The sequence below is a fragment of the Deltaproteobacteria bacterium genome, from assembly GCA_016183235.1.
In the GTDB taxonomy this organism is placed as follows: Bacteria; UBA10199; UBA10199; order DSSB01; family JACPFA01; genus JACPFA01.
The window spans coordinates 1-21,025 of record JACPFA010000010.1; the positions used below are offsets into that span (position 1 = coordinate 1).

Consider the following 21,025-nt stretch of genomic DNA (forward strand, 5'->3'; position numbering starts at 1 on the left):
CTACATGCCCTATCGTCCCCACGTTCACATGCGGCTTCTTCCGATCAAATTTCTCCTTCGACATAACTTTGCTCCTTATTATATGGATCCCGGATCCCCGGATCAAGTCCGGGGCAAGCTCGTCCGGGATGACGATATTTTATTAACTTTAGCCTTTAACCCCATTCATTTGAAGAATCAAGCGCTTACAACATTTAAAAAATAAATGCTAATAGAAATTTTAGATTTTTTCAATTTTTTTAAAGCCTATGTGGTAGCCGAGTGAAAGTGTCAGTTTGATTTTAAACCTCTCGAATCACCTCGAACCCCTTATAACTTCCACAAATAACATACCCATAAATTTTTTTGGGATTGATGAGATGTCTGATTTTGCGCGCAACTTCATTGAGTGTCGCGCCAGAACCTAAAGCATCATCTAGTAAAAGTAGGTTGTCGACTTGTTGCGGTGGATTATTGATGAAAAAAGTTTTTTGAGCGTTTTCGATTCTCTCTTCAAGTTTCGAAAGTGATTTTTGAGCAATAGGGATTTCCCCAGCATAAGCCTTGACGATATTAATGGCAGGATAATCCAGTTTAAGAAATTCTTTAAAGGCCTTTAAAAAAGGAATTTTTCTAGGAATAGAATGGGGGATCCACCCAATGTAGTTAACATGATAATGCCCAATAATATTAAGAATGGTGGGCCTGCAAAAAGTGGCTAATTCTTGAATGAGCGGAAGATTTTGAGATTGCTTGGCATGCAATACTTTATGCCCGAGGATGGTACGACCAAACTTGGGAAGGCTATAAAAATCTTGATAAAAGAGTTCATCCAGAAATGTTTCTGGAAAAGTTTGTCTAAGTTTAAATAGGGCCTTGATGAAGGCATGGTTAGGGTCAAAAAACTGGTCTGCTTTTTGCCTAATTTGCACAAATTCTCTTGCCAAGAATTCTAAATGAGTCTTTTGACCCGTGTGCTGAACCCAGTGAATAAAGGCAGGAACACCAGAAAAAAATTCGCCCTCCGGGGTGAAATAAATAAAATTTTGATTAATGACTTGTTGGTCTGGTTGGGCAATTTTGCCTGTTTCAATAGTCTCTAAAGTTTCTGAGCCTACCGAAGTATTAAGCGTATAAAATACAAGTGGCGGTTTTCCATGCCGTATAATCTTCTTTGCATCCAGCAACTTTTTGAGGTGCTTATGGATGCTAACCGTTGAAATCCCAAGGATATTCTTTAAATCATGGGGTTTTATTTGAGATTTCTCTGTAATAAGATCAAGGATGCGCTTTTGGGCATTTCTATTCATAGTTAATAGTTTATAGTAAACTATTAACTATTTCAATTGAATCTTTGTGGAATAAAAAATCAATAAACTTGAACTCGAAGAGAAACTGCCAGTTTTTTTAATTTTTTATCAAGGGTCCAAAGGGTGGTTTTAGATTGTTTGGCACAATAGAGGATCATGCGATCCACCAATTTAGGAATGCCTACCTTTAAATTTCTTGCTTTCGAAGAAAACTCAGTAATGTTCTTCCAGGTAGTTGGCGAATTCCAATCAGGATCTACAAATACCATGGCCTGAAAGGCGTCTTGAAGAATTTTCTCAAACTTAGGGGAAACCTCTCCAGAAAAAAGTTCAGCTTGAATAGGCAAACAAGTAGCTACCTCGCCTTCTTCAATAAAAAGCTCTAACTGGGTTAATTCTATAGAAGGAGATTTTTTAAAAAATTCAATCCAAACCGAAGTATCGACCAAGATCATTAGCGGTCACGCATTTTACGTAAAGATTTAGCGGGGAGCTTAACCGCACCTAAACCCTTAAGCTGCAATAACTGTTGCAAGCGCTTCTTGCGAATTAACTCTTGCAACCCCATAACGACCGCCATGGTTTTGGTCGCTGCTCCGCTTGCTTTCATCGCTTCGTGAAGTAGATCGGGAGGTATATTCATTGATGTTTTTATAGCCATATCAGGTATATATATAATTCAGACAATAGATATATGTCAAGTTTGATTTTTGGTTATCCTAAAGTGGCTTTTAATGTTGGAAATTTCCTTAAAGATGGCGTTCAATAAAGATTAGCCGTTGGCCTCTATTGGCTTCAAGGATCATTTGATCGGCTTTGTCGGGAATGGCAGCAACCAGTTCGGCGCCAAACTTAAGATATCCTTTCAAGTCACCGGCGGCCTGGAAGGCGATGATTTTCTTCCAAAGTTCATGGGAGGCATCTTCCATACGTTTATAGTCCATGTGGAGTCGGTTTTTCTGCTCAATAAGCGTAAGCGCACCGGTTTTAAAATACCAGCCTACCTGAATCATATGACCATAGTAATGATCTGTCAGGTCCCCCGACCCAAAGGCAGCTTTTCCTTTGTAACGGTTGCCAAGATGGAAGAAAAGTGTTCCGCGCAGCAGATCACGCGCCTCGGCATCGGATATTTTGCCCGCCCGATGTTCTAAACGAACCCGTTGTGGGCCAGTCAGGTCGGCCTTGGGTTCATCAGCGCTACCCCAGTGTTTACCAAAAAGAGCGCCCATTCTCTCGCCGCTGGGAGTCACGTGGCTACGCAGCGGCCCTATTAAATGGCCAGATTCATGATCCACCGTATCTTGAATGATATTTTTTCTTGCATCCCAACGGGTAAAATCCTCATCGAGCAACCCCCCCATCACAACCGGTGCCGAACGGGCGATCTCTGAAATAGTCTCTAACCAAATAAATCGATTACTGCCTTCTACACCATATCCCTCGTAGTTAGGAAAATTATTGCCAGCCGGCTCTCGTGATGGAAACGTCCAAACAAACCCACCTATTATAGCATGGTAAAGTGGATCAGCTAAGCCGCCGCGGGTGGAGAGTTCTCTCGGTTGATAATGGGGAATATCGTTCAACAAACGCTCTAAAGCTGGAAAGGCCTCTTTACCCTTTTCAAGTTCTGCCGCCAGCCCTACATCCCGTACGCCCACTTGTAAGAGATAAGGAAATTTTGTGTTATCTTCCCAATAAGACTCACTCGGCCCAATATGCACCCGCAACATTCCACCCCCCTCACCTGCATCAATGGTGGCTTGGGCGGCCGCTGCCTCATCGGCAGCCAGTCCAGTTCGGAAAAACATGGCCCACCGCTGGAGTTGAGTGCGAAGTGAAGGATCCAGATTTTTTCCCTCTACAGAAAGATCGGCAATTTCCTCTAAGACAGCCGCCAATAATTGGTGATCTTGTTTATAATCAGGGTGTAGGGGTAGTGGCGTCGCGACAATCTTGTGATCGGCGCCTTTTGTCAACACCGTGGTGGGTCTCAATTCTTCAGCCTTAGGTGGCAGCGCGGCCCCCATAGCCCTAAATTCATCGGGTGTAATTCGAGAGTCGATCATCCCATTCACAGGTGGGGAATCGGGGAAAAAAGGAACTAGGCTACAGGCCTTATCTCCTCCATAAGGCCCTGCACAATTGTCTTTATTGAACCGTTGAAAGAGGATTTTCGAATAATAATCTCCGTGAAGGGCGAGCCAAACTCCGTGCTCGGGTGCCTTAGGATCATGCTGACGCTGCTCAATTCGGGTCAAGACAGGCATCACCCGCAAAGCAAATAATTCCAAAGCCCTGCGCTCCACGGGGCTCAATTGTTCCAAGGGGGCACGATAGTTCACCCTGCGATGATAAAGGGCGCTTGCCTCAACGGCCGCAAGCCTTTGCTCTTCTACGGTCCGTAAAATAAGGGTGACATCACGAAGCAGGTTGGGATTAAACTGAGATGGTATTGAAGATTGAAGTTGATAATTCGTTACGGCCGCTGCGGCCACTCTAAGTTCATCAGCATCCACGGCTAGTGGGTTTTTCTCGTCTTTAACCCACTCTAAACCGAGCTTTAATTCTTTGGCCACGGCGTTAAACCGCTCTCGGAATCGGTTGGAAGAAACCGGATTAGATGGAATTGTAAAAAGACTGACACCCTGTTTGGAAAAATCCGTCATAAAACCACCCTCTTTTACACACTTAGCAATAAGGTTATTTGTTGGAATGAATGACAGACTCTCTGTATGAATGAAAATAAAGTTGCGTACTTTTTATTTTTTTTGAATTTTATCGGAAGTTATGTCCTCTTTTTGAGGAATGACTCACGCATTGTGGAGAGGGAAGGATTGCTCGCCTTATCGCTCGCGATCCTTAGAGTTATGAGATTTCTGCTGCTTCGCCTTGCAGAAATCTCATGATTATTTGCATACCCTCTCCCCATTTCACTACGTTCATGTGGAGAGGGAAGGATTCGAACCTTCGAAGGCTAACGCCGGCAGATTTACAGTCTGCTCCCTTTGGCCACTCGGGCACCTCTCCTATTGATGCGAGGGGCGGATCGCCTCCCCTCGCGCACCCCACTCTCGTTACCACTCTATTAAAAATTGTCTATATACTTAGCTATGCTTCACATCGCCGAGCTACGCGAAATAAATTCGTCTCCGCTCGGCTATATTTAAATTTCCTCAGGAAATTTCCCTCCATTTTCCATTTTCTCATGCCATTTTCTAAAATTTTCGCATTAGAAAATAGAAAATCGAAAATAGAGGAAAAATTTTCTTGCGAAAATTTTTGAGCCCCCGACCAGAATCGAACTGGTGACCTTTTCCTTACCATGGAAATGCTCTACCAACTGAGCTACAGGGGCAAAAAATATTTCCCTCCATTTTCCATTTTCTCATGCCATTTTCTAAATTTGCAGCACTAGAAAATAGCATTAGAAAATAGAGGAAAAATTAGCTGCTGCAAATTTTTGAGCGGGAGACGGGACTTGAACCCGCGACCCTCAGCTTGGAAGGCTGATGCTCTAGCCAACTGAGCTACTCCCGCTATCAACCGCCTTCCATAAATCTCCTGGCTCTGCGTTGTCCGCCTAAGGCGGACGCCTTCATTACAGCAGGAAATTTCTGGAAGGCTATATTACAAATAAACGTGAGCCGGCTATAGGAGTCGAACCTACGACCTACTGATTACAAATCAGTTGCTCTACCAACTGAGCTAAGCCGGCCTTTCATCTGGGTTTAATCCCATTCCAAAGGCCTATTATGTATGAAAAGAAAATTCTCCTCAAATGGATTTGGAAATTCAACTTAGCCCCGGAAGTCGAACCGGTATATTTTTAGGGAGCTAACAAGTCAAGGTTATTCTTGGAGTTATCGATGGTATTGCGCCGAAAACATTGCAATGGCCCCGGCTACCCCCACATTAAGCGATGCCACCGACGACACTTGGGGAATGCGCACCAGCTTATCACAATGCTCTTTGGTCAAACGGCGCAGGCCCTTGCCTTCAGCGCCCAACACTAAAAGTGATTTGGCTGGAAATTTCAACATGTGAATTTCGTCAGCTCCGCTGGCATCTAAACCAAACACCACGACGCCTATATCTTGCAAGGCCTGTAGGGTGCTGACCAAATTAGTCACTTGGATAACCGAAGCATGTTCTGTAGCCCCCGAGCTTGCCCTCACTACTGCCGGCGTAATGCCACAACTACGGTGCTTCAAAATAAAAACCCCCTCCACCCCCAAACAAACTGCACTGCGAATTAAACTCCCCACATTTTGTGGATCTTGAATTTCATCAAAGGCCACCCACAACCCTTGCTCTTTAGTTTGAATGGTATTGAAGGTTTCTTCCCACGGTAAAAATAAATAACTACTGACTTCTGCCAAAAAACCCTGATGATGGGCGTTCTGGCTTTTGTCATCGAGCCACTGCCGCTTAACCGATTGCAGGGGAACTTTTTTATCTTTAGCCAAGGCTAACAATTCTTGATTTTCCCCCTCGCGTAGATTTTCTTGATAATAAAGTTTGGTAATTTTTCGGCGCTGCGCACGCAGACATTCTAAGACAGGCCGCCGACCAAAAATAATTTCCATATTTAAAACCTATTTGGAAAAGTTTTTTGTGAGCGGGCTTAAGGCTGGAAGGGGTTTGTCGGAGGCTTTCACCTCCATGGCTATATAGCCGTGAAAGCCGAGACTTTGAGTGCGCCTGGGGGCCATAACCCCCAGGCGACACGGACCCCTGGAAGCCTTAAGCCCGCTTACAAAAAACTTTTCTATATTTCTTTTTATGTTGATTATAACTTAAGAATGCAAGTGTTGATTTGGAACAAAAATAGTTTGTTTTTGAAATAAAATTTCTTCTTCTACATCGGTCAAACGATCCGGCTTAAACTGCTCAAGCAAATTGCGCGCCGCAAAATAGGCTTGTTTGAGATAATCCATTTGGGCCAACAATTCTTCTTGGGTCAAATAATTTTGCGATTTGGCCAATTCGATTTTAGCGTATTCGTAACCAATACTCGAATTTTGCATGGTCATTTCGGCCTCTAAGAGGGCTTGTTCCATGTATTGATCGGCTTCCCCGTTACCTTCATCTAAACCAAAACAAACGTCTAATCTGGCCATGGTGATCGCCTCCTCCACTTAACATAAGCTTGCAAATTCTTTGCCATAGACGCAATAAAAACATAAACGATAACTATATAATTTTATTAGTGATTTTGGATGGAGCTAGTTTGAATTCCCCAACCCACGGTCACAACTGGAGGCTTGACACCCCAGAGGCTGGGGTGTCAAGGAATAAATCATTACATGTCGGGTGTAGCACCGCCGAGTGGATTGGTATGCATGTCTGGAGTGGCACCGTCGAGAGGATTCACGTGCATGTCAGGAGTTGCACCATCCAAAGGATTGATTTGCATATCCGGGGTAGCACCACTGATGGGATTTACCGTCATATCTGGAGTGGCCCCACTCTTTGCTGACACACGATTATATTTCGTATAAACTTTTTGCCACTTTTTTAAATACTGACTAAAAAACTGATTGTCTTCTGGATAGTGGTCGCCATTTTGCCGAATAAAATATTGAATGGCACTTTGAGTGAGCCGGTTTAATTGCTCGGTATTTTTAGGCGGATTTTTAAGCAATTGACCATCGAAGGTTTTAAGAACGCGACAGGCAAGCCCTTCGGTATCATAGTTGAGGTCGGCAAAGTCTTCGCTTAAATCCCCACCTATTTGTTGATGAAAGTTAAAACGCCCACATTGCTTTCCAACATCGGCATTAAGTTGACTGGAAGTAAGTAAACAAAAAGACAAGATGGCCACGAGGCCTAAAAGAAATGATTTGGCATCCATATCCCCCTCCCCAGAGTGATATTAAATAATCCCAAAGTCCTTTCTCTTCATTAACCCATAGAATTTAAGAGCAAATTCTATGCCACGAATCAATTTATAAAATTTAATGATTTCAATTAGATAACTCAATCAAGACAAAACGATGTACATTTTATGAATTCAAAGATGAAAAACAAAATAGAGGAAAAACAATAATAGTTAAATCATCATCGAGGGTTAAGAAAATTTAACACTATGTCAAATTCCCCTCGAGACTGGGTGAAAAATCACCTATGGTCCATCAGGCAAGGTATAGACCAACCGAAAAGAACCATAATAATCTTGTACCTTCTTTTTATCAGTAAAATGCCGCCCGGCGGGCCAAAAAAAGCCCCCATCCGGAGTTCGGTTGGAACCTCCAAAATAATAAAAAGTATTGGGGGTTGGGCCATTCAAGGTTAGCTCTCGGGTGTTCCCCACGATATCCATTGGACCAAAGAGAGATCTGTCACGATTAAATTGGGGCTTAGGATGCCCCCCCACGGGCATCACTCGATTAGCACCAGGGTTACTAAAAGCCATCGAAGTTACGGCATAAAGAGGGTCAAAGGTATTTCCCCAAGGAAAATTCCATTTAAATTCTCCATTACGGGCAACTTTTTCTAATTCTGCTACGGTTGGCAGACGCGCTGTCCAAAGATTTCTAAGCGCTCTTTGAGTAAACCATGCAGTAAAGGCGGTGGTGGCATCATGCGAAATAGAATGAACGGGTTGATCATCTGAAATAGAATCACCCCATTTATCTTGAGCGGGTACAACGAGTTCATGTTGATTGGAACCCTTCTCGATAATTTCCCATTGCAATAAACTAGGAGTTGAGCGCCGATCATGAGTTAAATCTTCATAGCGTGGGAGATATTGTTGGGCTTCTTCTACCCGACCTGCAGCAACTAATGCTTGAAGAAACGTTTTATAGTGCCTAATTTGCACGGGATCAGACATGGCAAAGGCTGGTAGATGTTCTCTTCGCAAAGGGCGGGAATGAATGAACGATGGATCTCCATCATAAAAGACATCCATACCTGTATAATAATCCCCGGCTGAAATTACGTAAAAACCTTTCGGTACAAGACGAGTGGGATAAAATGTTACGGGAAGCTCATAGGCATTACCGTTTTGTAAATAGTTACGAACATCCCTTAAACTAATGAATACAGGAATTTTTAAAGGGGCGTAACCTTCGGCGACGAATTCAAATTGATAATAGCCTGGTTTTAGGTTGACATCTTTGGGTTCACTTACCTTAAAAATGAGCGCCTCAGGATGAGGCAGGTAATTGCCATGTTCATCTGGAAGATGCGCACGAATACTCATGCCAACTGGATCAAGAGAAGGAAGATTGCTCGTCAGGCTTACACGAGTCACCCCTTCTACAGGAGAAAGGACACGATTTAAAGTACCAACGGTATCATTCTCTTCTATGGTACGTACTAAATCATCCCGGGCAACGGGGCTTAAACGGTCTTCATGTTCCACCAATTCAATCCAAGCTACTTCTGCCAATAAATTCTTGCCTTGCGGGTTGGGTTCATAAATTAAGGCATTGCTCAAGGCATTGCGGGCTTGCAACAAAAGATTATTGCGTTGCAGTTGCAGCTCTCTTAAACGATGGGGAAGCAGTTGCACCCGTCTTGCCATTTCATGATTAATAACCCCACCTTCATACATTTTATCATGGGCTTCATGAATTGCTGCAGCAACTTGGCCCATCTCTTCTTTTATGTCTTGAGCCCTTTTGATGGCATCGGTGCCTTGAGTCAATAAATGTTCATAAACCTCTCGTCGATAATCATGGCCCGAACTCTGATGAATTGATTTAATGCCTCGGATCAATGCATCAATGTTATTTCTTAAATCCTTAACATTCTGATAACGCTGGGCCGGATCTCTTTCCATGGCCTGGAGAACAAAAACTTCTAAATTTTTCTGAGGGGGCGTTAGGGGTTGGGCGGAGAGATCTTCAAAAGCTACGATGGGGTGGTGAGCATCCAACAAACGAGTAATGATATTAAACGGGCTGAGCCGTTCACTGACATCAACATTGACCACCTTTTTGGGTTCACCACGGCCTGGATCGCCATCACGAAATTCCCATAGAGGATGAACTTGCGTTACCAGTTCAAAAAGCATAACCCCTAAGGCATAAATATCGGGGCTACGAAAATTTGGCAGCGACCCTCCTTTTGAACCACGAACCATTTCAGGAGACATATAGAGTGGAGTCCCTGCCATCGTATCAGGGAGCGTTAATCCATCATCCGACATCACCTTCACAGCCAAGCCCAAGTCCATGATCCGTGGTTTAGCTGCGGGCATGATCCGAATATTTTCTGGCTTAAGATCCAAATGGGCAACGCCAGCTTGGTGCATCTTTGCGACTTGATCACAAATTTCGCGAAACGTTTCTAGTAGATCTAGAAAAGTTAATTTAACCTGCCCATCCCGTACCAAGTCTAACAAATCTCTTAAATCAACCCCGGGAACATATTCCATCCGAGGAACTTTTAATCCACGTACAATCTCAAATTGATCATAAATGGCTGGGGCAATCCCTGCGGCAAGATTAGCCGCTATTCTGGTTTCATTTTCAAATTTGGTTTGATCGACTGGAGTGACACGACCACTATGGGGAATCTTAATAACTTCATGACGACCAAAATCTAAATTCAAAACCTGAATAGCTACACCAAAACCCCCTTGGCCCAGCTTTCTGACCACTTGAAAACGTTTGCCTCCTGGTAGGAAATCCCCCACCTTCAAGACAAACCTACCATGGGTATACACAACTTCTCCCTGTTGTGCAGGTAACATGGTTGGAAACCTCCAACCGGTACCTGTCCCCGGAGGAGCATCTGCTGGGCCCATGGTCGCTAGGGCTGTAGAGCCAACATGATTCACCGTGGGATCTGCGCCCATTAAAATAGGATCAAAATTGCCTGAGGGACCGCCCTCCCAAGCAAATCTTGGCCCACTCAGAGCAGACAACCGTGGAAAAACGGACGGATGCCAAGACGGTGGTAAGCGGAAACCTTTCTCAACTCCCAATTCTAAACGCTTAGCTTGATTTTCCCAATAGGCGTTCAAGGCCTGAAACCGTGGGCCAAGTAAGGCGGCAGCACCCTTCATCCCCAACGCAGCCTGAATTTGAAAGCTGCCGGCATGAATGGCACTAATGCCCAAAGGCAGGCGATGGTCGACAATACCCACTCGATATTCCAATTCATGGGCGGTCATTAAGCCCGCTGTGCCCGCCACATGATGCAAGAAGACATTGTTGCCCATGGTGCGGCTCACCAAACCGCCCATGCCTTTCAATACGGGAATTGCCACCGCATTGCGCAACAAGCTTGTTTTGACGTCTGAAAAATTCAGGTAGCCTTGATGATGCCACTGAAAACCTAAATTAACCGCGGATAGCCCACCCACTTCTGCTGCTGTACCAACCGCCCTCGCCTTCCAGATGGCACCGGTACCTTTTGCCAATTGCACCGAACGTCGGATCGACACAAATTTAGCCACTCTCCCCATCACGCCGGCCACCAGCAAAGCCGACAGCATCTCGCCGTCAAAAATATTCTGTTGCAGTTGGGTGGCATAATGCACCAACGATGGAATAAAATATTTTGCATCCCCATTGCCTTGCAACACCGCTAATTGGGTCTTGGCAAATTCACGCACCGGGCCTGACACAGGGATGTCGAAAGGTTGTTTATCTTGGATGAGCAGGGAATATAATACCGACGCCTCTTGCAGCTTGCTGCCAAAATAGAGGTCCCTCGCTATATTTTGAATAACGGTGTCGAAAACAGCATCGGGATTATAGGCCGCCGTTAATAGTTTGATGACAATAGCACGGCTACCAACGGCCTCGCTGATACTGGTTTGAACGTCATCGGGCAACCGATGAAAAGCGCGAACCAAACTCCCGTCTCCAGCAGCGGCGGTCTCTAAAGTTGCAAAATAAGCGGGTAGCTTGGCTTCAGCCGTTGGATTTTTGGCCAACCAAAGACCCTCCAGGGCTACCACCACCCAAAGGCGTTGCCCCTGTTCGGGCCCCACGGATCCAGGTAAGCCTCGGGCAAAATCAGCCTCAAAGATGGGTTTAGTTGTGTCAACGTAGGTATTCATACACAAAATTTATTATTAACCTAAAAACGGCAGTTGACGATATGTTTCTTCGGATTCTTCTGAAATAACGCGCGATTTGTCATTGCGAGCCCTGCACCAGCGGGGTGAAGCAATCTCGCTTGGGCCAATTGAGATTGCTTCACCCTGCTGGGCTCGCAATGACAGAGAAGCAATTTCAACTGCCGTTTTTAGGATTAAAAAGATATCCTGACCTCTAGGGCCCATTTCGGCTAAGGGCCTAGTTTGTTGCCAGCAATTGTTTCACCACAGCCTTAGGGTCATCGGCCGTTAAGATAGGCCTACCCACGACAATATAATCTGCCCCGGCGGCAAAGGCCTCTTGGGCTGTGAGCACGCGCTTTTGATCCCCATGGGGTGAACCCGGCGGCCTGATGCCTGGGGTGACTAATTTTAGAGTTTTGGGGAACTTCTGCCGTAAAATTTCAATTTCTAAGGGCGAACAAACAACCCCGGAGAGTTTGGCAGCTTCGGCAAGCTTGGCTAGGCGTAGCACCTGCTCAGAAATTGGGTCGCTAATCCCCAAAAACGAAAGATCGTTTAGGCTGGTCAATACAGTGACTGCCACGATAAGCGGTGCATGCACTTTAAGCCGCTGCGCTTCTTCTTGCGCAGCAAGGCTGGCTACCTGCAGCATTTCTAAACCACCGCTGGCATGAACCGTTAGCATATCGACTTTCATACCCACGGCCACCCGGCAGGCCTCAGCAACGGTATTGGGGATGTCGTGCAATTTTAAATCAAGAAAAACGCGCTTTTTTTGTTTTTTTAGCCAGTGAACGATCACCGGCCCTTCTTGGCTAAAGAGCCTCAACCCCACTTTATACCATTGCACAGCACTGCCTAAACGACGAACCATGCCCTTGGCCGCTTTGAGATTGGCCACATCAAGTGCACAAATGAGTTTTGAATTAGGATAAGCATTTTTCATGATGAATTTTTTGAACCGTAGAAACTAATTCTGCCAAGGTAACTTTGTTAACCGAACCATTGGCCCGAGTTTTAATTTCCACACAACTATCTTTAAGCCCACGTGCCCCTACCACAATGCGATAGGGAATACCGATAAGATCGCTATCTTTAAATTTCATCCCCGGAGAAATTACCCGATCATCCCATAAAACCTCAATGCCTGCAGCTCGTAATTGTTGGTAAAACTCTTCGCTAACTTTTCTTACTTCATCTTTTTCAATATCAAGGGATACCAAATGAAAATGAAACGGCGCAATTTGATAAGGCCAAATCATGCCATTGGCATCGTGATTTTGCTCGATCGCAGCGGCCGCCGTGCGGCTGACCCCAATGCCATAGGTGCCCATAATCATGACTTGCTCTTGGCCCTTTTCGTCGAGGTAAACGGCCTTCATGCTTTTGGAATATTTGGTGCCCAAATAAAAAATTTGCCCAACTTCAATGCCACGATGTTCTTCATATTTCCCGCTAGCACAATGGGGGCAAGCATCGCCTGCCATGGCTCGCCGCAAATCATAATATCCCTTCACCTTAAAATCACTCAGATTAACATTTTGCAAATGTAAATCTTGGGCATTAGCCCCGGTAATAAATTGGCCTATTCCGGCAATTTCAAAATCGGCATAAATAGGGATTTGCAAACCGATCGGACCTGAAAAACCCAATGGGCCGCCGGTAACCTTTTCGATTTCAGCACCGGTCGCCATGATGAGTTCTTGGCAGCCTAAAACATTTTTAAGTTTGGCTTCCATGAGCTCACGATCGCCCCGCACTAAAGCTGCAATAAAATTTTGATCGGCTTTATAAATGAGCGTTTTTACGAGTTGTTGAGGATTGGCATTTAAAAATTTGGCAACGTCTTCAACCGTGTGCATGCCAGGGGTTTTGACTTTTTTAGCTTGACCAGCACTCGCATTTTGCTCGAGCGGCTTTAACTTGCCTAAGGCCGCTTTTTCAACATTGGCCGCATATTCACATTGGTTACAGCTCAAAATTATGTCTTCGCCACTAGCCGCCAACACCTGAAACTCATGACTCTTGCTGCCACCAATATTACCGGTCATGGCCTCGACCGCTCGAAACTTTAAACCACACCGAGAAAAAATCTTTTTATAGGCCTGCCCCATATTTTCATATTCTTGTAAACACGAGGCCTCATCGACATGAAAAGAATAACCATCTTTCATGATAAATTCGCGCCCCCGCATTAAACCATAGCGTGGGCGCACTTCGTCGCGAAACTTGGTTTGAATTTGAAAAAGATTCATGGGTAATTGACGATAAGAACTTACATTATTGCGCACTAAATCAGTAATCGCTTCTTCGTGGGTAGGCCCAATACAAAAATCCCGATCATGACGATCTTTGAAGCGCAGCAACTCTTTGCCATAATAATTCCAACGCCCGGTTTCGATCCACAGCTCCGCTGGCATCACAATGGGCAGCAACACCTGTTGGGCACCAGCCGCTGTCATTTCTTCTTCAATGATGCGTTCAATTTTGCGCAACACCCGCTGCGCCAATGGCAAAAAAGTATAAACTCCGGCAGCCAGTTTACGAATATAACCCGCCCGTATCATGAGTTGGTGGCTCGCTACCTCGGCATCACTGGGGGCTTCGCGTAAGGTTGGGATTAGCAACTGACTTTGTTTCATGCGGTTACCTGAATAGGTTCAACCCATTTCCCATGGGCTTTGATTAAATCAATTAACTTTTCCACAGCTACTTCGGAAGGAAGATTTTTTTCGACACATTCCTTGCCCACATAAAGGTGAATCCGCCCTGGCCCTCCGCCCACATAGCCAAAATCGGCATCGGCCATTTCACCAGGCCCATTCACAATGCAACCCATGATGGCAATTTTCACCCCTTTTAAATGGGAAGTGTTCGCCTTAACCTTTTGCGTTGTGGTTTGTAAATCAAATTGCGTGCGCCCACAAGATGGGCAAGCAATAAATTCGGTTTTGGATAAACGCACCCTACAACCTTGCAACAAATTATAAGCGAGATGCACTGCCGCATGGGGGTCGGCTAAGGGAATAGAAATAATATCGCCCAAACCGTCAATCAACAAACTGCCCAATTCTCCACACAACAAAAGATGATCTTGTTGAGAAATTTTTGGGGAAGATAAACGGAGCGGAGTATAAAGGTTTTCTTGTTTTAAGCGCGCAGCTAAATAACGGTTGTGATGCAAAACGTCAGATCCTTGCCAACATAGATGCACCGGCACTTGCTCAAGTTTGGCAAGCTTGGCCAATTCGACCAAAGTTTCCACATTCTCATCTACCTTCCATTCCAAACTCGCCGGCCAAAGTTTAGCCACCCGTAAAATTTCCAAGGCCTGATTTTTCCAACCTTCTTCATTCAAGGTTCGATCCGGGCACACGCTAACCTTATCAACCATGGGCACAACTTGCGGAAACAAAACCCCCTGATCCCCCAAGTCGATCGCTAAGGCCAACTTAGGAAATCTTTTGCGAAATGTTGCAAACAATGAAAGATTTTTTTCTAACCTTTGCGCATCACGAATCACAACCGACACAATCTCAGGCACTCGTTCCTCTTGCAAAAGCTTCTCCAACTCAACCCAGGGGATTTCGCCACCTTGCAAATCAACCTGCACCCGCACACTATGCTTCCCCCCCACCCAGCAAGGCCCCACCCCCACCGTCTCCGCCGCCCTGCGGACATGTTGAAGGGGGTCAAAGGGTAACGATGTACTGACAAGATCCTCTGAAGGCCTTTCGCAAGCCATTGCCGAAGCGGCGGGCCCTTCATGAGTGCTGGCAGGGACGGAAAGCCGCGGCCCGGCTTGGCGGGAACGCGGAAGGCTTCCGTCCCTGCCAGCACCATGAAGGTCGCCGCGAGAGGCACCGGCTTGCGAAAGGCCTTCAGAGGATCTTGTCAGTATTTGGTTAAATGGCCTAACGAGGCTTTGCGCGACGGGGATTTCGTAAATGCTGTCTTCGGTAAGTGACACCCGAATCGTATCCCCAATTCCATCTTGCAACAAAGTCAGTATGCCAATGGCCGATTTGATGCGCCCATCCACCCCATCCCCCGCCTCCGTCACCCCTAAATGAACAGGATACGTCCACCCCAACTCATTCATGCGATCCACCAACAAGCGATAGGCCTGCACCATGACTTGGGTGTTGGAAGCTTTCATCGACAAAATAATTTGCCGATAATTTTCATCTTCACAAATGCGCAAAAATTCTAACGCTGATTCCACCATGCCGAGCGGAGTATCCCCATAACGGTTCATAATGCGATCAGAGAGCGAACCATGATTGGTGCCAATGCGCATAGCCACCCCACGGCTTTTGCACTTACGCACCAAGGGTAAAAATTTGTCGCGAATTCTCGCCAACTCTTCTTCATATTCCGCATCGGTATAATCTCGTTCCACAAAGAGTTTGCGATCGGCATAATTGCCCGGGTTGACCCTAACTTTTTCAACATAGTCGGCCGCAATCTCGGCGGCATTGGGTGTAAAGTGAATGTCGGCTACCAAGGGAACCTTAATCCCACGGCGGCGAAGTTCATCACGAATATTTTTTAAATTTTCAGCATGCTTAATCGTGGGGGCCGTAATGCGCACAATCTCGCAGCCCACCTTCACCAAACTTTCGGCCTCTGCCACCACGGCTTGGGTATTGAGCGTATCGGCAATGGTCATGGACTGCACCCGAATCGGGTTAGAAGCACCCACCCCCACCTCACCCACCTTTACCTCATGGGTCTTGCGCCGCCCATAATAATAGAGAGAAGGAACATACATTGGGTCTTACTTATCGATTTGACAGGCAAAAATCAAGCCACGAAACTTCTTAAAAAATCCCAAAAAATCCAATTGCTTTCCTTGCCTATTTTTCTTAGTTTTAATTATGCCCATCAAAAAGAATCCCTCTATAAAAAAACAGAAACCCCACCTCAAAGACACTCCTGAGCCAGAACGCTATGCTCGCATCATCGCTGAGCAGGTGCAAAGCCAATTTGAGCTTATGCAGGAAAATTTGAACACCATCAAAGATGACCTTGGCGCTGAACTACGGGTGTTTAAAAAAGAAGTGATGGCTGAATTTGCCAAGGTTGACATGAGGTTTTTAGCCAATGAAAAACGCTGGGATCAGAACGATCGGCGATGGGAAGCAAACGATCGGCGATGGGAAGCAAACGATCGGCAATGGGAGGCAAATGATCGGCGATGGGAAGCAAATGATCGGCGATGGGAAGCAAATGATGAACAATTAAGGGGGCTCAAACAAGAAATCCAAGGCGTACGCACGGAACTAAAACAAGAAATCCAAGGCGTAACTACGGAATTAACCCAAAAAGTCCAAGACTCTGAATTGCGACTTTCTCAAAAAATCGATCAAAACAATGACCGCGTAACAACTATAGAAGAAGACGTCAGCCTTTTAAAAACGACTTCCCACACCCACCCGCCAACCTAGGTCCCTTTAGAACTAGTACATAGAGCCTACCAAGCAGAAAGGGCATATCGTGCGGTGGTACGGACCCTGGGGATGGGATCCTGCTTCAGGGGTATGACGCAAGGAAGTGAAGATATTGATCGCTTGCGATCGAACAATTCTACGCTACTTTTCCTTCGGTTTTTCCGATAATACATAACAGAAAATTGGTTTTCAAGAATTTGTGAGGGATATGTCCCCCAAATAAAAATCATGTGTTCTAAAAACACTAGTGAAATCAGTGACTAATAAGCAGGTCACTGTGACCCTGAAATTACTTTAGTTTAAATTTTATGACAGCTCAAAAATTAACCATCGATAATAAGCCTATTGATAATCTTGTCGCCGAAAAAGGCTTAAACGCGTTATTAGAAAGTGACCCCCTAAAAAAGTTGCATGATGGAAATTCCAACGTTACAGAAGAAGAATTGGGCAGCCTTCTTGATGTAGTTAATTCTGGACAGAATGAAATTAACGAAGATGACCGTGCTGACATCTTATCTAAAGTAAATATTAGTCCAGACCAATTCATAGAACTGGTAAAGGAATACCAAAATAGATTCCCTCAAGGGACAAAGAAAATTGGTTCAAGTCTTTTCCCAGCAGTTTATTCGGATGCAATGGCTATCTCGACGTTTTTAAGGAATGAAAACGTTGGATCCCCCCCCCCGCAGAATTCAGTGAATGGGGTTTGGACTCTCGAGGATTTATTTTCTCCTGATATTTTGAATGCAATAAGGAATAAGAAAGAAATAGTGAAAGGTGGCTTTCGTGTTCACCACGACGCCCAATATCAAGTTCTTCGAATCAACAATGCTCATGGATGGGATTTAGTTTTCAATATCTGGCTAGATGGAGAAGGAAAAGTCAGTCGTGTCTCCAGGGATGATAGTTCAGATAGAGGCAAGTTTACACAAGCTATTATTGACATAGAATCCGATAAAATTTTTCTGCCAGGCACAGCGCAAAGATTCGGGATAAATCCTGAAGATATTTCAAAAGCTGCAGAAAGCAAAAAGTTAGGAGCAGAGTTGACCCAAATTAATACCTCTGATCTTAATTCACTGCCCTCTTCTTTTGAATATCAACAACCTAATACTATTGGTGTACTTCAAGGAGATGCCCGATTTCTAAACCCCACTGGCAAGATTGATGGCTTGTATACAATGGGAGCTGGTCCTTGTGCAATACTCATCGCGGTTTCAAGAGATTCAGGTGGCCATGTTACCAATATTGGTATGGCCCACATCGATGGCATGGTTAGGGAACAATATATTGATTCTTTCTTTCAAAGATTGGGCCAAAACGACAAAAATACTATTGAGATACATGTAATTTCAGGGGATGAAGATATTGCCTTCAGAATTCTAAAAGCATCGCAGAATGCAAGCGCCACAATTAGATTTTTTAATGCGGATTTTCATGGTGATAGAAGTGACGCTGCCATCGTCGATAGGGAAGGGAAAGTTTATTATGGTTTCAGGGAAGATTTTAGATCTCTTTTTGATTTTTAAGTTGAACTTATCAGCGGTGTGCTGATTTTAGGGAATTTTTGAATAGGTTGGAATAGCGTTCGGTAACCTTTTGATTCACCGCATCCACCATAAAAAAATCGTACATCACCCCATGAGGTTTGCCGGCCTTCACCGCCAGCACTTCAACCTCATAACGCAAATCCCCACTGCGTGGATAATCGGTGATGAGAAATTTGACCCCCTGTTTGTTTTGTAATTGCCTTACATCGTCTAAACCTTTGACCAAATTAATGGCCTCTTCTTCACTCATAAAACGCCTTTGCTCGGCACGATGGCTATTGGGCAAATAAGGCAGCTCTACCAATTTTAACAAGGTTGTTTTTTTTATATAGGGTTTGGGCAAAGTGGGATTGCGATGCGAAAAATTAGCCCACCACTGGGCACGCTCCGCCGTATCAAAGACACTGGCCACTACCCATTTTCCTTGGGGAAAGCCTGTTAAAGCGTCACTGGCAACCACGCCATCGGCGGGGATATCTTTTAAAGTTACTTGAATAAGCTCTCGAGTTTTTTTGGCCTGCGCTGACGAATCATAGACCCCCTTAACAACCAAATAAACCGGCTCTCCCACTGGAATTGGAATGTCGACATTCCAAGGATATCTTTTGGCATGAATGACGCGGGGTAAAAGCGCCAAGCCCACCCCTAGACCGACTAAAAATATTTTGTTTAGAATTTTCAATCTGATTCCCCTGCCAACACTTGTTGTAATTCTGTCACCGAGTGAACCAAAATATCGGGCCCTGCTGCTTTTAATTCTTCAATCGGCCTAAACCCATAAGTAACCCCACAGGTGTTAATTCCACAAGCTCTGCCTGTTCGAATATCCACACTACTATCACCTACCATAAGCCTCTCTTTATTTTTCTGCGATTGCGCTAGAATGTTGCTCAAAACTTGAGGGTCGGGCTTCATCACTGGATAGGTATCGCCCCCCACCACCCATTTAAAATAGCGTTCAATATTTAACCCTTTTAAAATCTTTTCGGTCATTCGCTGGGGTTTATTGCTCACCACCGCTAATTCTATTTCTGGCAGACTTTTTAAAAGTTCACTTATCCCCGCATAAAGTTGGGTGGTGTCTAGGAGGTGTTGAGCATAATGTTCTTGGAAATTTTTACGAAGCACGGGGAGCCTTGAATCTTCTAAGCTCCCCAACACCTGCCCTATTAAGGCCCGCACTCCATGGCCCACAAAACCCGAAATCTCCATTTCTGAAAGTGGGCTCAAGCCAACACTTGCTAAAGCAAAATTAATGGAATTAGCAATATCCTGCCTTGAATCGATGAGGGTACCATCTAAATCAAAGATGATGAGGCCATAGGCACGTTTAGCCATTGACCACTTGGCCCAACTCTTCAACTCGGATCGGCTTTTGTAAGCTCCCGGCTAAGGGAATAGGATCCTGTGAGTCTTTGGTAATCAGCGAGGTAAGGTAACTGTTGAGTGAAACAAATTTAATCTCAGGATGGTTTTGTTGAAAGACCTCTAACGCATGTTTGGCACCACTTTGCCCCAACAAAGCCCGTTCAAAAAAGAAAAACGCTGGCCTTTCGGTATCAGCCACTTTTAAGGCTTCTTCAATAGAAGGAATAATCAAAATATCAAACTTTTTCTCTAAAGATTTTTTGAATACTTCGTGGGTATTGGTTTCTAAATCAACCACCACAACTTTTGGCAGAGGGCTAACGACCGGCTTAATCGTGTTCATGATTTCTTCATAAGATCGCCGCAAGCGTTTATGCCGTAATTTTGTTCTATAACGATCAAGATCTCGTTCAATTTTAGATAATTTTTGATCGAGTTCTAAAAAAGTAGTCATGTGAGGGAACCCCAACCAGTGGATTAAATTTTTTTTAAGATCTGGAAAAGAAAGTTGCATAAAAGACCCCTTCAAGATTAGAAAAATCAAATCATGTGTCATCCTCGCGAAAGCGGGGATCCAGTGCTTAGTCCTAATTTACAAAACTGGATCCCCGCCTTCGCGGGGATGACAGCCCGTTTAAAAGTTAATTAACTGTAGGATGGTTTTCTACTAAATTTACTGTGAACCTTTTGTCAAGTAAGTGTTCTAAAATTTTTGGAGTTCCTGTGGAATACAAGATACAAAAAGAAATCCCGGTGCGTTTCTCAGACCTCGACGCCTTGGGCCATGTCAATAACTCCGTTTATTTTACTTATATGGAAGAAGGCCGCATGGAATATTTTAAACAATTTCCCAACATGAATTTCGAGGGACTGCCCAAAGCAAGCTTCATTTTAGCCGATATCTCTTGCCAGTTTAAATCGCCTGCCTTTTTGGGAGAAACGATGGTGGTTAAACTATGCACCACCCAAATAAAAAATTCTTCGTTTATCATGGAATACCGCTTAGAAGAAAAAACCTCCGGCCGTTTAGTCGCCACCGGTTCAAGCGTACAAGTTTATTTTGATTATCAAAATAAAAAATCCCTCCCCATCCCCCCAGCGCTCAAAACAACTTTTGAGAAGATTGAGAATAAAAAATTCTGAACGGGATATTTGTTCAAAGTCTTTTTGAAAAGTAGGTGGGCCCTACCCTTGTTTGAAAACATTGTGCAAGGAACAAGCCCGCACGAAGGCAATACAAATGCTGTCATTGCGAGCCGCTGCTGTCATCCCCCGGCTTGACCGGGGGACCCATGATACCGAGCGTGGCAATCTCATCGCTTAAACAGAAGAGATTGC

17 protein-coding genes, 4 tRNA genes and 1 pseudogene are annotated in these 21,025 nt (G+C 44.7%); 3 read left to right on the forward strand and 19 right to left on the reverse strand.

Going from position 1 to position 21,025, the window contains the following annotated elements:
* Positions 1-281 precede the first annotated feature (281 nt).
* The 16 genes and pseudogenes from HYU97_01610 to ispG all read right to left on the reverse strand — a co-directional run bounded on the left by HYU97_01610 (position 282) and on the right by ispG (position 16,090).
* Positions 282-1,289 carry a winged helix-turn-helix transcriptional regulator gene (locus HYU97_01610; GenBank protein ID MBI2335447.1) on the reverse strand — a complete coding sequence of 336 codons (1,008 nt, stop codon included), beginning with the start codon at positions 1,287-1,289 and terminating at the stop codon, positions 282-284.
* A gap of 59 nt (positions 1,290-1,348) precedes the next feature.
* Positions 1,349-1,744 carry a PIN domain-containing protein gene (locus tag HYU97_01615; GenBank protein ID MBI2335448.1) on the reverse strand — a complete coding sequence of 132 codons (396 nt, stop codon included), beginning with the start codon at positions 1,742-1,744 and terminating at the stop codon, positions 1,349-1,351.
* Complete coding sequence (locus HYU97_01620) at positions 1,744-1,932, reverse strand: type II toxin-antitoxin system VapB family antitoxin (GenBank protein MBI2335449.1); 189 nt, start codon at positions 1,930-1,932, stop codon at positions 1,744-1,746. The genes HYU97_01615 and HYU97_01620 overlap by 1 nt, the downstream gene beginning before the upstream one ends.
* Before the next feature lie 106 nt (positions 1,933-2,038).
* Positions 2,039-3,958, reverse strand: a complete 1,920-nt coding sequence (locus tag HYU97_01625) for a hypothetical protein (GenBank protein ID MBI2335450.1) — start codon at positions 3,956-3,958, stop codon at positions 2,039-2,041.
* Positions 3,959-4,236: 278 nt separating this feature from the next.
* Positions 4,237-4,319 (reverse strand) — tRNA-Tyr (locus HYU97_01630).
* A gap of 255 nt (positions 4,320-4,574) precedes the next feature.
* Positions 4,575-4,647 (reverse strand) — tRNA-Thr (locus tag HYU97_01635).
* 108 nt (positions 4,648-4,755) lie between these two features.
* Positions 4,756-4,829: transfer RNA gene (locus HYU97_01640), tRNA-Gly, on the reverse strand.
* A gap of 105 nt (positions 4,830-4,934) precedes the next feature.
* Positions 4,935-5,007: transfer RNA gene (locus tag HYU97_01645), tRNA-Thr, on the reverse strand.
* Positions 5,008-5,152: 145 nt separating this feature from the next.
* A complete protein-coding gene (gene rlmB, locus HYU97_01650) occupies positions 5,153-5,878 on the reverse strand; it encodes a 23S rRNA (guanosine(2251)-2'-O)-methyltransferase RlmB (protein MBI2335451.1) in 726 nt (241 codons plus the stop codon).
* A gap of 210 nt (positions 5,879-6,088) precedes the next feature.
* Entirely contained in the window at positions 6,089-6,412 is a 324-nt protein-coding gene (locus HYU97_01655) for a hypothetical protein (GenBank protein ID MBI2335452.1), read from the reverse strand.
* Positions 6,413-6,594: 182 nt separating this feature from the next.
* Positions 6,595-7,146 carry a hypothetical protein gene (locus HYU97_01660; GenBank protein ID MBI2335453.1) on the reverse strand — a complete coding sequence of 184 codons (552 nt, stop codon included), beginning with the start codon at positions 7,144-7,146 and terminating at the stop codon, positions 6,595-6,597.
* Between the two features lie 270 nt (positions 7,147-7,416).
* Positions 7,417-11,313 (reverse strand): SUMF1/EgtB/PvdO family nonheme iron enzyme, encoded by a 3,897-nt coding sequence (locus HYU97_01665; GenBank protein ID MBI2335454.1) that lies wholly within the window; start codon positions 11,311-11,313, stop codon positions 7,417-7,419.
* Between the two features lie 238 nt (positions 11,314-11,551).
* On the reverse strand, positions 11,552-12,262 hold the full coding sequence (gene pyrF, locus HYU97_01670) for an orotidine-5'-phosphate decarboxylase (GenBank protein MBI2335455.1): 711 nt from the start codon (positions 12,260-12,262) through the stop codon (positions 11,552-11,554).
* Positions 12,243-13,958 (reverse strand): proline--tRNA ligase, encoded by a 1,716-nt coding sequence (locus tag HYU97_01675; protein MBI2335456.1) that lies wholly within the window; start codon positions 13,956-13,958, stop codon positions 12,243-12,245. Before HYU97_01675 ends, pyrF begins: the two co-directional genes overlap by 20 nt.
* On the reverse strand, positions 13,955-15,061 hold the full coding sequence (locus HYU97_01680; protein ID MBI2335457.1) for a flavodoxin-dependent (E)-4-hydroxy-3-methylbut-2-enyl-diphosphate synthase: 1,107 nt from the start codon (positions 15,059-15,061) through the stop codon (positions 13,955-13,957). Before HYU97_01680 ends, HYU97_01675 begins: the two co-directional genes overlap by 4 nt.
* Before the next feature lie 138 nt (positions 15,062-15,199).
* Positions 15,200-16,090: pseudogene (ispG, locus tag HYU97_01685) on the reverse strand ((E)-4-hydroxy-3-methylbut-2-enyl-diphosphate synthase).
* A 106-nt stretch (positions 16,091-16,196) separates the two neighbouring features.
* Here ispG and HYU97_01690 point away from each other — a divergent pair.
* Entirely contained in the window at positions 16,197-16,766 is a 570-nt protein-coding gene (locus HYU97_01690; GenBank protein MBI2335458.1) for a hypothetical protein, read from the forward strand.
* A 311-nt stretch (positions 16,767-17,077) separates the two neighbouring features.
* On the forward strand, positions 17,078-18,298 hold the full coding sequence (locus HYU97_01695; protein MBI2335459.1) for a hypothetical protein: 1,221 nt from the start codon (positions 17,078-17,080) through the stop codon (positions 18,296-18,298).
* A gap of 10 nt (positions 18,299-18,308) precedes the next feature.
* On the opposite strand, the gene HYU97_01700 is transcribed toward HYU97_01695, so the two are convergent.
* From HYU97_01700 to HYU97_01710, 3 genes are read right to left on the reverse strand one after another with little or no spacing between them, the layout of a single operon-like run.
* Positions 18,309-19,001, reverse strand: a complete 693-nt coding sequence (locus HYU97_01700; GenBank protein ID MBI2335460.1) for a hypothetical protein — start codon at positions 18,999-19,001, stop codon at positions 18,309-18,311.
* Entirely contained in the window at positions 18,998-19,657 is a 660-nt protein-coding gene (locus tag HYU97_01705) for an HAD-IA family hydrolase (protein ID MBI2335461.1), read from the reverse strand. Before HYU97_01705 ends, HYU97_01700 begins: the two co-directional genes overlap by 4 nt.
* On the reverse strand, positions 19,650-20,201 hold the full coding sequence (locus HYU97_01710) for a hypothetical protein (protein ID MBI2335462.1): 552 nt from the start codon (positions 20,199-20,201) through the stop codon (positions 19,650-19,652). The genes HYU97_01705 and HYU97_01710 overlap by 8 nt, the downstream gene beginning before the upstream one ends.
* Before the next feature lie 209 nt (positions 20,202-20,410).
* On the opposite strand from HYU97_01710, the gene HYU97_01715 reads away from it, so the two are divergent.
* A complete protein-coding gene (locus HYU97_01715; protein MBI2335463.1) occupies positions 20,411-20,830 on the forward strand; it encodes an acyl-CoA thioesterase in 420 nt (139 codons plus the stop codon).
* Positions 20,831-21,025: the final 195 nt, after the last annotated feature.

Excerpts from the sequence above, each read along its gene's own strand:
- HYU97_01610 (MBI2335447.1), bottom strand. The coding sequence starts at position 1,289 with ATGAATAGAAATGCCCAAAAGCGCATCCTTGATCTTATTACAGAGAAA.
- HYU97_01615 (MBI2335448.1), bottom strand. The coding sequence starts at position 1,744 with ATGATCTTGGTCGATACTTCGGTTTGGATTGAATTTTTTAAAAAATCT.
- HYU97_01620 (MBI2335449.1), bottom strand. The coding sequence starts at position 1,932 with ATGAATATACCTCCCGATCTACTTCACGAAGCGATGAAAGCAAGCGGA.
- HYU97_01625 (MBI2335450.1), bottom strand. The coding sequence starts at position 3,958 with ATGACGGATTTTTCCAAACAGGGTGTCAGTCTTTTTACAATTCCATCT.
- rlmB (MBI2335451.1), bottom strand. The coding sequence starts at position 5,878 with ATGGAAATTATTTTTGGTCGGCGGCCTGTCTTAGAATGTCTGCGTGCG.
- HYU97_01655 (MBI2335452.1), bottom strand. The coding sequence starts at position 6,412 with ATGGCCAGATTAGACGTTTGTTTTGGTTTAGATGAAGGTAACGGGGAA.
- HYU97_01660 (MBI2335453.1), bottom strand. The coding sequence starts at position 7,146 with ATGGATGCCAAATCATTTCTTTTAGGCCTCGTGGCCATCTTGTCTTTT.
- HYU97_01665 (MBI2335454.1), bottom strand. The coding sequence starts at position 11,313 with ATGAATACCTACGTTGACACAACTAAACCCATCTTTGAGGCTGATTTT.
- pyrF (MBI2335455.1), bottom strand. The coding sequence starts at position 12,262 with ATGAAAAATGCTTATCCTAATTCAAAACTCATTTGTGCACTTGATGTG.
- HYU97_01675 (MBI2335456.1), bottom strand. The coding sequence starts at position 13,958 with ATGAAACAAAGTCAGTTGCTAATCCCAACCTTACGCGAAGCCCCCAGT.
- HYU97_01680 (MBI2335457.1), bottom strand. The coding sequence starts at position 15,061 with ATGGCTTGCGAAAGGCCTTCAGAGGATCTTGTCAGTACATCGTTACCC.
- HYU97_01690 (MBI2335458.1), top strand. The coding sequence starts at position 16,197 with ATGCCCATCAAAAAGAATCCCTCTATAAAAAAACAGAAACCCCACCTC.
- HYU97_01695 (MBI2335459.1), top strand. The coding sequence starts at position 17,078 with ATGACAGCTCAAAAATTAACCATCGATAATAAGCCTATTGATAATCTT.
- HYU97_01705 (MBI2335461.1), bottom strand. The coding sequence starts at position 19,657 with ATGGCTAAACGTGCCTATGGCCTCATCATCTTTGATTTAGATGGTACC.
- HYU97_01710 (MBI2335462.1), bottom strand. The coding sequence starts at position 20,201 with ATGCAACTTTCTTTTCCAGATCTTAAAAAAAATTTAATCCACTGGTTG.